This window comes from Paraburkholderia sp., from assembly GCF_036488795.1.
Taxonomy (GTDB): Bacteria; Pseudomonadota; Gammaproteobacteria; order Burkholderiales; family Burkholderiaceae; genus Paraburkholderia.
On sequence record NZ_DASXHA010000080.1, the window covers coordinates 1 to 14,795 of the forward strand.

The following is a 14,795-nucleotide window of genomic DNA, read 5'->3' on the forward strand; positions in this document are numbered from 1 at the left end:
TTGATGTAGGGATCGAGCTTGAGGAGGGTGACTTTCAGACCGCGCGATTCGAGGATCGCGGCGAGGGAAGCGGCGGCAATACCCTTGCCGAGGGAAGAAACTACGCCGCCGGTGACGAAAACATATTTGGTCATCGCTGGATGCTCGCGGGAAAAACGGATTATACCGTAAAGCAGGGTCTCAACCCAGCAAAATGCGCGGCATCCACACCGATCCAGCACCGATTTCGGTGCCGCCCGCTTCTTCCCAGATGCAGGGCAATGAAGAGCCTGTTCCGGCGCGGCAGGTACCTATGCTCGCGTGCAGGGTACCGCCTTGTCATGCTCCTTGTCGTGCGCCTTGCCCCGTCCCGGTCCCTGTCGTTCTCCCTGAATACCGCATGCCCTGGGCGCCGGCCTCAGCGTCAGACGCGCCGTTCCAGTTCGCGCAGCATGCGCTGCACTGCTCGCGCGGTTTCGAGCGGCTTTTCCATCGGATACAGATGACTGCCGTCGATCCACTCCAGAAGGCCGCCGGTGGCGCGGCGTGTGGCGTCGAGCCCGGCCTGGCGAATCTCCTTCGAGTGTGTGCCCGCGATGAAGCCGACCGGCACTGGCGCGCCGCGCGCAAGACGCGAGCCGAGCGTGTGCGGCAAGGTCTTATAGATCCTGTACTCGGTGCGGCGGTCGAACGCGAGCGACCGCGTGCCGTCGGGCGACGTCTGCGGAATGCCGAAGTCGATATAGTCGGACAGCATCCGCTCGTCCCAGCGGGCGAACGCCGGTTTCGAGTGGAAGTGGCGCCACGCTTCTTCGCGGCTTGCCCACTGGGTGCGGCGGGTACGCGTGGCCGCCGCGGGCGAGAGCCGCTCGTCGAGCCCGGTCCATTGCGACACCCGCAGCATGCTGCTGCGCCAGCCGGCGATCACCGGCGAATCGAGCATCACCACGCCCCTGACCCACTGCGGCTTTTTCAGCGCCGCCATCAACGACAGATAGCCGCCGAGCGAATGACCCACCAGCCAGACCGGCTGCTCGTATGAGCGGCTGATGTCGTCGAGCAGTTGCTCGACCAGATGCGGCCAGTCCTGCGTCACCGGAAAGCGCGCGTCGTGGCCAATGCGTTCGATATAACGCACGTCGTAGTCGTCGGCCAGTTCTGCAAAGATGGTTCGGTAGGTCGACGCCGGAAAGCCGTTGGCGTGGGAGAAGTGGACGATGTTTTTCAAGTGCGGCTGTCTCCGTTTCTGATTGTGCTGATTGTGCTGCCCCGGGGCGCGGCCTTTAGCGATCCATCCAGTACCGGCGATGCACCGTGCGATACCGTTCGAGCGAGAGCGTCGCATCCTGCGCCACGAGGCGCACCGCGCCGTCGTCGTCGCTGCGGGTCAGTTCGATGTGGCGCGCCAGATAGCGTTCGAAGACGCCCGGGTTCGGATGGTGAAAACGGTTGCGATAGCCTACCTGAAATACCGCAACAAGCGGTTCGACAGAGTCGAGGAACGGCTCGGTCGACGATGTCTTGCTGCCGTGATGCGGCACGACCAGCACCTCGGCGTGCAAGGCGCGGCGTTCGCGCGTGAGCAGCGTGCGCTCGACCGGCGCTTCGATATCCGCGGCCAGCAAGGCCGTGAGGCCCCGTGAAGCGGCCCGCTCCGTACTCACCCGCAACACGCAGCAATGCGCATTGGGCTTGCCTTGCAGCGGCCCCGCATCAGGCCAGAGCAGCGAGAATTCAACGCCGTCCCACTGCCAGCGCTGCCCCGCCGCGCACGGCACGCTCTGGGCGCCCACCTCGCGAGCCTTCGCCCAGAGTGCGTTGGACGGCGCGAGCGCCGCCAGCAACTGACGCACCTGGACGCCGTCGAGCACGGCCGGCGCGCCGCCAGAATGATCGGAATCGGCGTGGCTGATCACGAGCGTATCCAGCGTATAGACGCCGTTGGCCTGCAGGTAGGGCACCACGACACGCTCGCCCGCGTGCGTCGATTCCGGGCCCGGCCCCGCATCGAACAGCAACGCGTGATGCGCGGTTTCGATCAGGATCGACGAGCCCTGGCCGATATCGAGCGCCGTGAGCCTGAACGCGCCCTCGGGCGGCCCCGGCGGAGCCGGCATCAGCAATGGCAGCCAGGTGAGCGGCGCGGCCCAGCGCAACGGCCAGCCGCGCGGGGCGAGGCACCACGCGACGCCCACCGCCGCCGCAGCCAGCGCCCAACCATCCGGTTGCGGCAGGCGCCAGAGCGCCCACGCGGGACCCGAGAGCAGCTGCAGGCCCGCCATCAGCCATTCGAGCAACGCATGGGCAGCGCGCAATGCAAAGACATCGAATGGCGCGGGGACGGCGACGCCGACGAGCACCGCCGGCGTAACGAAGATACTGACCCAGGGAATCGCGAACGCGTTGGCGATCGGCCCGATCAGCGGAATCTGCGCGAACCACCAGGCGGTCAGCGGCGCCAGTGCGATCGTCACGGCCCACTGCACGTGGACGGCGCCGCGCAAACGCGCGACCCATGCCCGCCAGCGCGTGCGCAGCGCTTTCATCAACCGGCCGGCGAACTGCCGCCTCCACGCGCGCAAGGCCTGAGCTTGCGAACCGGCATGAGACGTGTTGCCCGGATCGTGACCGGCCGGTGAAGCGCACCCGGCGCCTGCAGGGTCTGCTGAGCCGAGGCTGGCGTTGGCGTCGGCGTCATGCTGCGCATGATTGGCCAACTCGGCGTCGGCGTCGGACTCCTCGGGCTGCGCCTCATGGTAGATACGCGGCCATCCGGAGCTTGCATACAGGATCGCCGCCACGGCGCCAAACGACAGCCAGAAGCCCGCCGACACGACCGCCCACGGATCGAGCAGCAGCACGAGCCCGAGCGCCCACGCCAGCACCACCGAGCGCGCCACATTGCGCCCACTGATAAACGCCAGCGCAACCACACTCGCCATCCACAACGCGCGCTGCGCAGGGACATTGAATCCGGCAAGCGCCGCATGCATCCCGGCAAACAGCACGCCGACGCTCACAGCGAGCTTCTGCGCCGGCACGATCAACGGCCAGTTGCGCCCGAAGAAGCACGACCGCCGCCACAACGCGCCGGCCAGCCAACCGGCCAGGCCCGCAACGAAGCCAATATGCAGACCCGAAATCGCCACCAGGTGGCTGGTGCCGGTGCTCCGCATCAGCGCCCAGTCCGCTGCGCTCACTTCATCCTGCGCGCCTACGGCGAGCGCCACCACGATGCCCCGATGCGGCGCGTCGGCCAGCACGGCGTCAATGCGCGCACGCAATGCGGCACGCCAGCGGTCCACGCGATAACCCAGGCCGCTCGCGACCACGGCGAGACGCTTCGCGGCTGCCGGCGTGCTGACATAGCCGGTGGCGCGAACGTTACGCGCCAGCAAGCCGGCTTCGGCGTCGCGCACGCCGTAGTTGGCATTGCCGTGCGCGCGCTTGAGGCGCACGGTCAGACGCCAGCGAGCGCCCGGCTCCAGCGTGGGCGGCGGCGGACCTTTTTCGTCGATCCACGATAGTTGAATGGTGCGGGGAAAATGCGCGATGGGCGCATCGACGGAATCGACGTCGAACAGAAAGCGCACGCCCTTGCCGTCGACGTTCGGCAGCCCTCTGACGGCCCCGCTGAGCTCGATATCGCGGCCCTCCCATGCGGCAGGCAAACTCGCCGAAAGCCGCACTTCGGCGCGCCACGCGGCGTAGCCAAAACCGGCGCACGCAGCCGCCAGCCAAACCGCACACCAGCCGCCATGCGCACGCCAGCCACGGCCGCGCAAACCCCACGCAGCCGCACCGAGCGCGATACCCCATAGCAGCACCAGCGCAAGCCAGCCGCGCCACAAGGGCAACGCCGCCTGCTGCTGCAGGACGACGACGCCCAACGCAAATCCACACCACACCGCCCGCATCCGCCCTCCACCCGCTTGCCCGCTACCGAAACCGGAAATCGCACCGGGCATCGCAAGCAAAACGAATCGACAGGTCATGGCAGGCAGGCTGCCGGACGCGTGTTCCGCCCGGCGCGATCCACCAGACGATTATGCAGACGAAAGGGCGAGCCGGGGCAGTGCCGCGTGAGCGTTAGCCGTTGTGCCTATGGCAAGCTCGTCTGCGCCGATCCCGCGCAGTTGCGCGAGCCCGGCGCCGATGGCGGGAATCTGGTCCGGCGTATTGCGTTGGCGGTAGAGCCAGGAGGGTGCGATGTCCGGCGCGTCGGTTTCGACCACGAGCGCGTCGAGCGGCAGCTGGGCGGCGAGGCGGCGGATCTGCAGCGCACGCTCGAAGGTCAGATTGCCGCCGAAGCCCAGATGCATGCCGTGATCGATAAATGCCTGGGCCTGCTGAAAACTGCCATTGAAGGCATGCGCGATGCCGCGATGCACTGCATGCCTGCGCAAGCCTTTGAGCACCTGATCCTGCGATTTGCGCACGTGACAGATCACGGGCAGATCGAATTCGTGGGCGAGCTTCAATTGCTCGTTGTAGAAGAATTGCTGACGCGCATCGTCGAGGCCCGGCACGAAGTAATCCAGACCAATCTCACCCAGACCGACAAACAGCGGATCGCCGAGACTGGCTTCGATTTCCATGCGCAGCGCGTCGAGATCCGCGTCCTGCGCGGCCGGCGTGAAGAGCGGATGAATGCCGAGCGCATAGGCACCGCCCTTCACGCGGCGCGCCAGCTCGCGCACCCGCGCGAAGTTCTCGCGCGCCACGCCCGGAATCACGATACGCGCCACGCCGGCCACCGCTGCGGCCGCCGCGACGGCGTCGCGGTCCGCAGCGAATTCGGCTGCGTCGAGGTGACAATGCGTATCGATCCACATGCGCGGCTCGCAACGAAGGTATTACACGGGCACGGTCGGCTCTTCGTACAGCACGCCGTCGCGCAGCCGCATGGTGCGGTCGCAGCGCGCGGCCAGATCCGGATCGTGCGTGACGATCACGAAGCTGGTGTCGAAGGTCCGCGATAGCTCCAGCATCAGATTGAAGACCGTGTCCGCGGTGCCGCCGTCGAGATTGCCGGTGGGTTCGTCGGCCAGCACGCAGGCCGGGTTCGTGACGAGCGCTCGCGCAATCGCAACGCGCTGACGCTCGCCGCCCGACAACTCGCCTGGCCGATGTTTCGCGCGATGCGACAGGCCCACCCGCTCCAGCGTTTGCATCGCCGTATGACGCGCTTCCTCGGTCGGCATGCGGCGAATGCGCAGCGGCATCGCCACGTTGTCGAGCGCGGTGAATTCGGCCAGCAGATGATGGAACTGATACACGAAACCGAGCGCGCGATTGCGCAAATCGTTGCGCTCGCGCTCGGAGAGTTTGGTGAAGGGTTTGCCGAGCACGGAGACTTCACCCGCACTCGGATCGTCGAGACCGCCCAGCACGTGCAGCAGCGTGCTCTTGCCGGAGCCGGACGCTCCCACGATGGCCAGCTTTTCGCCGCGGCGCACCGACAGTTGCGTGTTATTCAGCACCTGCACGTTGAGGCCGCCCTGGATGAACGACTTCGAAATGCCGGTCGCTTCGAGGACGTAGGGATGCAGCGCGCTGTCTTGAGCCATAGTGTGTGCAACGGAACGATCATTCATAGCGCAGCGCCTCCGCAGGACGGACCTTCGCGCCACGCCAGCTCGGGTACAGCGTTGCCAGCGACGACAGCACGAACGCGATCAGGCCGATCTTGATGACGTCGCCCGGCACCAGCTCCGAAGGCAACTCGCTGATGAAATACACCGACGGCGGCAAGAACTGCACGCCGAGCAGATGCTCGATCATCGGCACGAGCCACGGAATGCTCCACGCAATCAGACAGCCGAGCGCCACGCCCGTAGCCGTGCCGATAAAGCCGATCGTCACGCCCTGCACCACGAAGATCTTCATGATCGAGCCGGGCTGCGCGCCGAGCGTGCGCAAAATCGCAATGTCCGCCTGCTTGTTGGTCACCGTCATCACCAGCGACGACACCAGATTGAACGCCGCCACCGCGATGATCAGCGTCAGGATGATGAACATCATGCGCTTTTCGATCTGCACGGCGGAGAACCAGGTCTTGTTCTGCTGCGTCCAGTCGCGAATATAGAGGTCGCCTGACAGCGTGCGCGCCAGCTGGTGCGCCACTGCCGGCGCACGCTGCATGTCGGTCAGGCGCAAACGCACGCCGGTGGGCGCCGGCAAGCGGAACAGCACCTCCGCGTCCTGGATGTTGATCAGCGCCAGCGTGCTGTCGTATTCGTAGTGTCCTGACTCGAAGACGCCCACCACCGTGAACTGCTTCAGGCGCGGCAGCATCCCGGCCGGCGTAATGGTGCCCTCGGGCGCCACCAGCGTGATCTTGTCGCCGACCGTCACGCCCAGGTTGGCCGCCAGATCCGTGCCGAGCACGATGCCGAATTCGCCCGCTTTCAGGTCGGTCAACTGGCCGCCTTTCATTTCCTTATAGATGTCGGAGACCTGCGGCTCGAGCGTCGGATCCACGCCGCGCAGCGCCACCCCGCTCACCGCGTCCTGGCGCGTCAGCAGCGCCTGGGCGTCGACGTAGGGCGCCGCGCCGATCACTTCCTTGTTCTGGCGCGCTTCCCTGGCCGTCAATTGCCAATTGGGCATCGAGCCAGTCGGCGAGAAGATCTCGACGTGCGCCAGCACCGACAGCATGCGGTCACGCACCTCTTTCTGGAACCCGTTCATCACGGAAAGCACGACGATCAGCGCCGCGACGCCGAGCGCGATGCCCGACATCGACACCAGTGCGATGAACGAAATGAAGCCGTTGCCGGTCGTGCGTTTGCCGGCGCGGGTGTAGCGCCAGCCAATCTGCCATTCGTAGGGAAATTTCAAGCGAATCCTTTTCTGCGTTCTGCGACCGCGACGTGCGGCCCGGCGGCCTGCGTGCGCCGCCTGGAACCGGCTGGCGCCGCGCGCCACGCGACCCGGCAGGCCGTAACCGTTGGTGTCGGATCGGCGCCGATGGTTCCGGACCGAGGCCCTGCCGCCACGGCTGCCACCGTCGCCGGCAGCGCTTGCGCCGCTCGTTCCAGCACCGATCAAGCGCGAAGTTTGCCATACAATGCCGAGCATCATGCACGCCAACCGTCTTCACCTGCTCCTGCCCTTCGCGCTGCCCGCCGCAGCCGACGCCTCCACCGCGCTTCACAACCTCGCCAGCCCGGCCCTCGACAGACTGCTCGCGCGCGCCACGCTGGTCGAGCGGGTGGTCGGCGAGGACTTCCAGCGCACCCTGCCGCATGAGCGCTGGGTGGCCCGCCAGTTCGGCACGGTGCCGAGCGGCGCGGCGGCCGCCGACGAGGCGCCGCTCGCGCCCTACATGCTGCGCGCCGACGGCGGCGAGCCCGGCACCCAGACCTGGGCCTGCGTGCAGCCCGTACACGTGCGGATCGCGCATGACCACCTGGTGCTGATCGATCCGGCATCACTCGAACTGACGCACGACGAAGCCGCCACACTGCTGGAAGTGGCGCGGCCGCTGATCGAAGAGCTGGGTGTGCAGATCGTCGCGCCTAATCCGCTGCGCTGGTATTTGTCGAGCGACGCGTTCGGCACGCTCGCAGGAGCGTCGCCGCTGCGGGCCAGCGGCCGCAACATCGAAATCTGGCTGCCGCACGAAGCCCACAGCGGCGAGCGCTCGCGCGCGTGGATGAAGCTGCAAAACGAAGTGCAGATGGCATGGTTCGAGCACCCGGTCAACGAGGCGCGCGAAGCACGCGGCCTGCCCGCGGTCAATTCGATCTGGTTTCATGCGCAAGGCGCGGCGCAGCCGGTGCATAGCCCGTTTAGCCGGGTGCTGTCGGATGCTGCGGCGACACGTGGTCTCGCGCTGACCTCCGGTGTCGCAACCGCCGCGCCGCCGGCTTCGTTTGCAGCCCTGAGCGCTTCGTCCAATGGGGCGGCCGGCGCCACGCTGGTCGAGCTGGACCCGTTTTCCGGGCCCTACATCGAGCAGGACTGGGGCCGCTGGAACGAGGCTTTCGCCGCCCTCGAGACCGACTGGTTCGCGCCCGCCCTCACTGCATTGCAGTCAGGGCAGCTCGGCGAACTGGGGCTCACACTGTGCGGCGATACCGGTTCGGTGACGCTCAGCGCGACGCGCGGCGACCTGCGCAAGTTCTGGCGGCGCCGCCTGCTTGCGTCGCTATTCATAGAATGACCGAGCGCGTCCGTCGAGGAATGATCCAACCCATGACCCACCCCCTGTTTTCCGGCCTTTCTGCATGACTCGAATCGTTACGCGCACCTGTTCCCCTGTCGACGCCGAAGTGTTGACCCGTCATGGCCTGCATCCGGTGCTCGCGCGGCTCTATGCGGCGCGCGGCGTCTGCCGGCCCGATGAGATCGAAACCGGTCTCGCGCGCCTCGTGCCGCCCGCCGAACTGAAGGGCTGCGAAGACGCGGCGGTGTTGCTGGCGGATTCGATCGAAGGCAAGCGCCGCATGCTGGTGGTGGCCGACTACGATTGCGACGGCGCGACCGCCTGCGCGGTCGCCGTGCGCGGCTTGCGGATGTTCGGCGCGCAGATCGACTATCTGGTGCCGAACCGCTTCGAATACGGCTATGGCCTGACACCGGAGATCGTTGCGCTGGCGGCGCGCAGCAAAGCCGGCCAGCCAGAACTGCTGATCACGGTGGACAACGGCATCGCCAGTGTGGACGGTGTGGCGGCGGCGAATGCGCTCGGCATTGACGTGCTCGTGACGGATCATCACCTGCCGGGCGACGATCTGCCGGCCGCACGCGCGATCGTCAATCCTAACCAGCCGGGGTGCAGTTTTCCGAGCAAGTGCCTGGCCGGCGTCGGTGTGATGTTCTATGTACTGCTCGCGCTGCGCGCCGAGCTGCGCCGCCGCGGCGCGTTCGACGACACGCGGCCCGAACCGCGTCTGGACGGCCTGCTCGACCTGGTTGCGCTCGGCACGGTGGCCGACGTCGTCAAGCTGGACGGCAACAATCGGGTGCTGGTCGCCCAGGGCCTCGCGCGGATTCGCAAGGGCAAGCTGCAGCCGGGCATCGCCGCCCTGTTCCGTGCGGCGGCGCGCGACGCCCGCAATGCCTCGGGCTTCGATCTCGGCTTTGCGCTCGGGCCGAGGCTGAATGCCGCGGGGCGGCTGTCGGATATGTCGCTGGGCATCGAATGCCTGACCACCGACGATATCGGCCGCGCCTGGGAACTGGCGCAGCAGCTCGATTCGATCAACCGCGAGCGCCGCGAGATCGAAGCAGGCATGCAGCAGCAGGCGCTCGCCGATCTGTCCGCGATCGACCCGGCCGGTTCGGCCACCCTCACGTTGTTCAACGAAGGCTGGCATCAGGGCGTGATCGGCATCGTCGCGGGGCGGCTCAAGGAGAAATTCCACCGTCCCGCGTTTACGTTCGCTCCGGCTGACGAGAGCGGCGTGCTCGTCAAAGGCTCGGGACGCTCGATTCCGGGCTTCCATCTGCGCGACGCCCTCGACCTGATCTCAAAGCGCGAACCGGGCATGATCGTCAAATTTGGCGGCCATGCGATGGCCGCCGGCATGACGCTCGCCGCCGCCGACGTGCCGCGCTTCACCGCGGCATTCGAAGCGGTGGGCCGCGAGTGGTTGTCCGAAGATGCGCTTGCGCGCGTCGTCGAAACCGACGGCGATCTCGAAGACGCCTATTTCACGCCGCAATTCGTCGAGATGCTCGACGCGGCCGTCTGGGGCCAGGGTTTTCCGGCGCCGGTGTTCTCGGGCGAGTTCGAAATCGCCTCGCAAGCGCTCGTGAAGGACAAGCACCTGAAGCTGCAACTGATCCGCGGACGGCAGCGCTTCAATGCGATCTGGTTCAACCACACCGACTCCCTGCCCGCCCGCACGACCCTCGCCTACCGGCTCGCAAGCGATACGTGGAACGGCGTCTCGCGCGTGCAGCTGATCGTCGAACATGCGGTGAGTTGAGGGCCGGGCAGGCTCGATCGGCTATAATTTCCCCTTTTTACGAAGCTATAAAAGATCGACATGGAAGCGGAACGTCTCAACGCGATCGAAGCCTCTCTGGCCGACCTGCGCCGTCGCGCGGGCGAGCTACGGGGGTATCTTTGACTACGACGACAAAGCACTGCGTCTAATCGAAGTCAACCGGGAACTCGAAGACCCGAACGTCTGGAACGACTCGAAGCATGCCCAGGCCCTCGGCCGGGAAAAGAAGCTGCTCGACGACGTCGTGGGCAAACTCACCTCGCTCGACAACGACCTGCGCGACGCGCAAGACCTGTTCGAGATGGCCCGTGAAGAAAACGACGAGGAAACGCTCGTCGCCTGCGAGAGCGACGCAGCCGGCCTGGAAAGCCGCGTGGCCGACATGGAATTTCGCCGCATGTTCTCGAACGCGGCCGACCCGAACAACGCGTTCCTCGACATTCAGGCCGGCGCCGGCGGCACCGAAGCGTGCGACTGGGCCTCGATGCTGCTGCGCCAGTACTTGCGCTACTGCGAGCGCAAGGGCTTCAAGACCGAAGTGCTGGAACAGACCGACGGCGACGTCGCGGGCATCAAGAACGCCACCATCAAGATCGAAGGCGAATACGCGTATGGCTTCCTGCGCACCGAAACGGGCGTGCACCGTCTCGTGCGCAAGTCGCCGTTCGACTCGTCGGGCGGCCGCCATACATCGTTCTCGTCGGTGTTCGTGTACCCGGAAATCGACGATTCGATCGAAGTGGACATCAACCCGGCCGATCTGCGCGTCGACACGTACCGCGCCTCCGGCGCGGGCGGTCAGCACATCAACAAGACCGACTCGGCGGTGCGGATCACACACATGCCGTCGGGCATCGTTGTGCAGTGTCAGAACGACCGTTCACAGCACCGCAACCGCGCCGAAGCCATGGCCATGTTGAAATCGCGCCTGTACGAAGCGGAAATCCGCAAGCGTCAGGCCGAGCAGGACAAGCTCGAAGCCGGCAAGACCGACGTGGGCTGGGGTCACCAGATCCGTTCGTACGTGCTGGACAACAGCCGCATCAAGGACCTGCGTACCAACGTCGAAATCAGCAATACCAAGAGCGTGCTCGATGGCGACCTCGACCCGTTCATCAGCGCCAGCCTGAAACAGGGCATCTAGGCGAAGCGCCACCGGCGCGGCATGCTGTGCCGCGCCGTATCTTTTTACCGCCTGTTGCAGTCCTCTTCGCAAGATTGGCAGGCTACCCGTGTGCGAGTCGCCCTCAGAAGCGCGCCTCTCACCCGGGCCACCGACTACCAGACCATCATGACCGAACCGATCCAGCCGAACGCGTTGCCCGAGGGGGACGACAACAAGATCATGGCCGAGCGCCGCGAAAAGCTGCGCGAGTTGCGTGAACAGGGCGTCGCGTATCCGAATGATTTTCGTCCGACGCATCACGCCGGCGACCTGCAAAAGCAATACGCCGAGACCGACAAGGAAACGCTCGAAGCGAGCCCGCTCGAAGTCGCCCTCGCCGGCCGCATGATGCTCAAGCGCGTGATGGGCAAGGCCAGCTTCGCCACGGTGCGCGACGGCTCGGGTCAGATCCAGTTTTTCATCACGCCGGCCGACGTCGGCGAAGCCACCTACGACGCCTTCAAGAAGTGGGACCTGGGCGATATCGTCGCGGCGCGCGGCGTGCTGTTCCGCACCAACAAGGGCGAGCTGTCGGTCCGTTGTACCGAACTGCGCCTGCTGTCGAAGTCGCTGCGGCCCTTGCCGGACAAGTTCCATGGTCTGGCGGACCAGGAAATGAAGTATCGCCAGCGCTACGTCGACCTGATCGTCACGCCGGAGACGCGCGAGACCTTCGTGGCCCGTACCAGAGCCATGTCGTCGATCCGCAAGTTCATGGCCGAGGCCGACTTCATGGAAGTCGAAACGCCGATGCTGCATCCGATTCCGGGCGGCGCCGCGGCCAAGCCGTTCGTCACGCATCACAACGCGCTGGACATGCAGATGTTCCTGCGCATCGCGCCGGAGCTGTATCTGAAACGGCTGGTCGTGGGCGGCTTCGAGCGCGTGTTCGAGATCAACCGGAATTTCCGTAATGAGGGCGTCTCGGTGCGCCACAATCCGGAATTCACGATGATCGAGTTCTACGCGGCATACACCGATTATCAGTGGCTGATGGACTTCACCGAACAGCTGATCCGTCAGGCCGCGATCGACGCGCGCGGCACCGCAACCATTACGTATCAAGGTCGTGAGCTGGATCTTTCAAAGCCGTTCCATCGTCTGACGATCACGCAGGCCATCCAGAAGTACGCGCCGCAATACACGAACGAGCAACTGGCCGACGGCGCGTTTCTGCGCACCGAACTGAAGAAGTTCGGCGTCGACGCGTCGCAGCCGCAGTTCCTGAACGCGGGCATCGGCGCGCTGCAACTGGCGCTCTTCGAAGAGACCGCGGAATCGCAATTGTGGGAGCCGACTTACATCATCGACTATCCGGTTGAAGTGTCGCCGCTCGCGCGCGCGTCGGACAAGGTGGCAGGCATCACCGAGCGCTTCGAGCTGTTCATCACGGGCCGCGAGATCGCCAACGGCTTCTCTGAGCTGAACGATCCGGAAGACCAGGCCGCCCGCTTCAAGAAGCAGGTCGACCAGAAGGACGCCGGCGACGAAGAAGCCATGTTCTACGACGCCGACTATATCCGTGCGCTCGAGTACGGCATGCCGCCGGCCGGCGGCTGCGGGATCGGCATCGACCGTCTGGTGATGCTGCTCACCGACAGCCCGAGCATCCGCGACGTGATCCTGTTCCCGCATCTGCGTCGCGAAGACTGATCGGGACGTATCCTTCGAACCTATAAAAACGCCCGGCTTCGCGCCGGGCGTTTTGCGTTTAGCACGCGGCACGGCGAGCGGTGCGATTTGACGTGCTTGTCTCGCCACGCCACCTGACAGTTTGTAACTATCGGTAAAAGGTTCACGATACCGTCTTTCCCAACGGACGGATCCATGGCCGCCAGGCCGCAGAAAATCAGGCGCGAAACTGTCCTTACCTGCGCTGCCGGTTGGCCGCTTAGAGCCACGCTTCAGATTTGGTTACATCTTGAAACCCTGCCGGAAAGGAACTGTCCGACACTATGTCTTAATAAAGTTAAGTGACTCTGCTCAGACGGAGGCTCGGATATGAACACGGACAACACGCAATCACGCCGGCTGCACCCGCTTGTCGCCACCGCGGCAGGCGCAGTCATCATCGCCGCACTTGCCGCCACGGCGGCCGTCACCGGTGTGTTCCCGAAGGCGTCGAGCGTCGGCGCGCAAACCGATCAGACGCAAGCCGCCCAGGTCGCGTCGCAAGCGGTGGTGGATTCGGCGCAGCCGGCTAATCCGGCTAACTACGCGCAGCAACAATCACCGCAGGCGCAACAGCCGCAACCACAGTCACAGCAACCCCAGCAGGCGCAGCAGGCTCAAGCTCAAGCGCAACAACCGGCGCCCGTTCCCGCTCCGGCGCCCTCCCAGCAGCAATACGAGCAGCAGCAAGCGGCTCAACAACAACAGCAACAACAGCAACAACAGTACGCCCAGCAACAACAGCAACAGCCTGCGCAACAGCCCGCCTATTGCGCAAGTTGCGGCACGGTCGTAGCCATTTCGGAAGTACGTCAGGAAGGTCATGGCACGGGCGTGGGTGCCGTCGGCGGTGCCGTGGTTGGCGGTCTGGTGGGTAACCAGTTCGGCGGTGGCGTAGGCCGCGGCGCGATGACGGTGCTCGGCGCGGTCGGCGGCGGCTTCGCCGGCAATTCGGTCGAAAAGCACCTGCGCAGTTCGACGTCGTACTCGGTCCACGTGCGGATGGAAAGCGGCAAGAGCCGCTACTTCACGTATCACGAAGCGCCGCCGTTCCAGCAGGGCGAGCGGGTGCACATCGAAAACGGCGCGCTTGTTGCGGGTTAATGCGTGACAGCCTGATGAATGATCCGGTGACCCGCTCGTGACGACGAGCGGCCCACTGTGCTCCGGGCGCCCTGCGCGCCCATCTGGCCCAACGCGGCATGGTGCGCCCAGATGCGAAAAAAGGCGATTCCAATGGAATCGCCTTTTTATGGGCCGGGCAGCCGCTCAGACCATCAGCGAATCAGCAGGCAGCACGCCAGTCAATAATCCGCGTCTTCGATCCATGCTGCCTGGATGGCTTCGAGGATCTTTTCGTTGGAACGGTTAGGGTCGTCGTCGAAGCCTTCCAGCTCGGTCACCCAGCGGTGCAAATCCGTAAAACGAATCTGCTGCGGATCCACGTCCGGGTGCTTGTCGGTGAGGGCCATCGCGATGTCTTGCGTGTCGGTCCACTTCATGGCTGCGCGCTCCTGTTAGTGATTTTCCTTCGCGTGGTTGATCGAGTAACGCGGGATTTCAACCACGAGGTCCTGATCCGCCGGCACCATGGCCTGGCACGACAGACGCGACTCAGGCTCGAGACCCCACGCCTTGTCGAGCAGATCGTCCTCGTCTTCCTCGGACGGCGTGAGCGCATTAAAACCTTCACGCACGATCACGTGACACGTCGTGCATGCGCAAGACTTCTCGCACGCGTGCTCGATTTCAATGCCGTGTTCCAGCAGATTGTCGCAGATGCTCTTGCCCGGCACAGCGTCGATAACGGTGCCTTCCGGGCACAGTTCGACGTGGGGCAGCACAACGATTTGAGGCATACGATTTCCGTTTGGTCTGGGGCACGGCCGCCAGCGAACTGGCTACCTGCCATTTTACTGGTGGCGCGTGCGTTTTAGACGCGCCACGTGATTCGTTACAGGGCTATCGGCGAGGGCTATCCGGCCGTGCGCCGCACAGGGCGACGGACCAGGACAGGC

General features: G+C 65.2%; 13 protein-coding genes. 5 read left to right on the forward strand and 8 right to left on the reverse strand.

Features of this window, described 5'->3' with window-relative positions:
* The 6 genes from VGH41_RS10505 to VGH41_RS10530 form a co-directional block, all read right to left on the reverse strand.
* On the reverse strand, positions 1-134 hold a 134-nt coding region (locus VGH41_RS10505), incomplete at its 3' end, for a hypothetical protein (RefSeq protein ID WP_331597373.1).
* A 269-nt stretch (positions 135-403) separates the two neighbouring features.
* Positions 404-1,207, reverse strand: coding sequence for an alpha/beta hydrolase (locus tag VGH41_RS10510; protein ID WP_331597344.1), 804 nt, complete (start codon positions 1,205-1,207; stop codon positions 404-406).
* 55 nt (positions 1,208-1,262) lie between these two features.
* Positions 1,263-3,896: a DNA internalization-related competence protein ComEC/Rec2 gene (locus VGH41_RS10515; RefSeq protein ID WP_331597374.1), complete on the reverse strand. Its 2,634-nt coding sequence runs from the start codon at positions 3,894-3,896 to the stop codon at positions 1,263-1,265.
* 129 nt (positions 3,897-4,025) lie between these two features.
* Positions 4,026-4,814: a TatD family hydrolase gene (locus VGH41_RS10520; RefSeq protein WP_331597345.1), complete on the reverse strand. Its 789-nt coding sequence runs from the start codon at positions 4,812-4,814 to the stop codon at positions 4,026-4,028.
* A gap of 21 nt (positions 4,815-4,835) precedes the next feature.
* Positions 4,836-5,576, reverse strand: a complete 741-nt coding sequence (gene lolD, locus VGH41_RS10525) for a lipoprotein-releasing ABC transporter ATP-binding protein LolD (protein WP_331597347.1) — start codon at positions 5,574-5,576, stop codon at positions 4,836-4,838.
* Positions 5,569-6,822, reverse strand: coding sequence for a lipoprotein-releasing ABC transporter permease subunit (locus VGH41_RS10530; protein ID WP_331597348.1), 1,254 nt, complete (start codon positions 6,820-6,822; stop codon positions 5,569-5,571). Before VGH41_RS10530 ends, lolD begins: the two co-directional genes overlap by 8 nt.
* 229 nt (positions 6,823-7,051) lie before the next feature.
* Between VGH41_RS10530 and VGH41_RS10535 the strand changes: the two genes are divergently transcribed.
* The 5 genes from VGH41_RS10535 (at position 7,052) to VGH41_RS10555 (ending at position 13,881) form a co-directional block, all read left to right on the forward strand.
* Complete coding sequence (locus VGH41_RS10535; protein ID WP_331597350.1) at positions 7,052-8,149, forward strand: regulator; 1,098 nt, start codon at positions 7,052-7,054, stop codon at positions 8,147-8,149.
* 64 nt (positions 8,150-8,213) lie between these two features.
* Positions 8,214-9,920, forward strand: a complete 1,707-nt coding sequence (gene recJ, locus VGH41_RS10540; protein WP_331597351.1) for a single-stranded-DNA-specific exonuclease RecJ — start codon at positions 8,214-8,216, stop codon at positions 9,918-9,920.
* 60 nt (positions 9,921-9,980) lie between these two features.
* A protein-coding gene (gene prfB, locus VGH41_RS10545) for a peptide chain release factor 2 (RefSeq protein WP_331597352.1) occupies positions 9,981-11,085 on the forward strand; the annotation gives its coding sequence in 2 pieces (ribosomal slippage) (positions 9,981-10,061 and positions 10,063-11,085; 1,104 coding nt in all).
* Between the two features lie 147 nt (positions 11,086-11,232).
* A complete protein-coding gene (gene lysS / locus VGH41_RS10550) occupies positions 11,233-12,759 on the forward strand; it encodes a lysine--tRNA ligase (protein WP_331597353.1) in 1,527 nt (508 codons plus the stop codon).
* Positions 12,760-13,107: 348 nt separating this feature from the next.
* Positions 13,108-13,881 (forward strand): glycine zipper 2TM domain-containing protein, encoded by a 774-nt coding sequence (locus tag VGH41_RS10555; protein WP_331597354.1) that lies wholly within the window; start codon positions 13,108-13,110, stop codon positions 13,879-13,881.
* Positions 13,882-14,081: 200 nt separating this feature from the next.
* On the opposite strand, the gene iscX is transcribed toward VGH41_RS10555, so the two are convergent.
* Together iscX and fdx are read right to left on the reverse strand one after the other, a co-directional pair.
* A complete protein-coding gene (gene iscX, locus VGH41_RS10560; protein ID WP_331597355.1) occupies positions 14,082-14,279 on the reverse strand; it encodes a Fe-S cluster assembly protein IscX in 198 nt (65 codons plus the stop codon).
* A 15-nt stretch (positions 14,280-14,294) separates the two neighbouring features.
* Positions 14,295-14,636 (reverse strand): ISC system 2Fe-2S type ferredoxin, encoded by a 342-nt coding sequence (fdx, locus tag VGH41_RS10565; RefSeq protein ID WP_331597356.1) that lies wholly within the window; start codon positions 14,634-14,636, stop codon positions 14,295-14,297.
* Between the last annotated feature and the right edge of the window lie 159 nt (positions 14,637-14,795).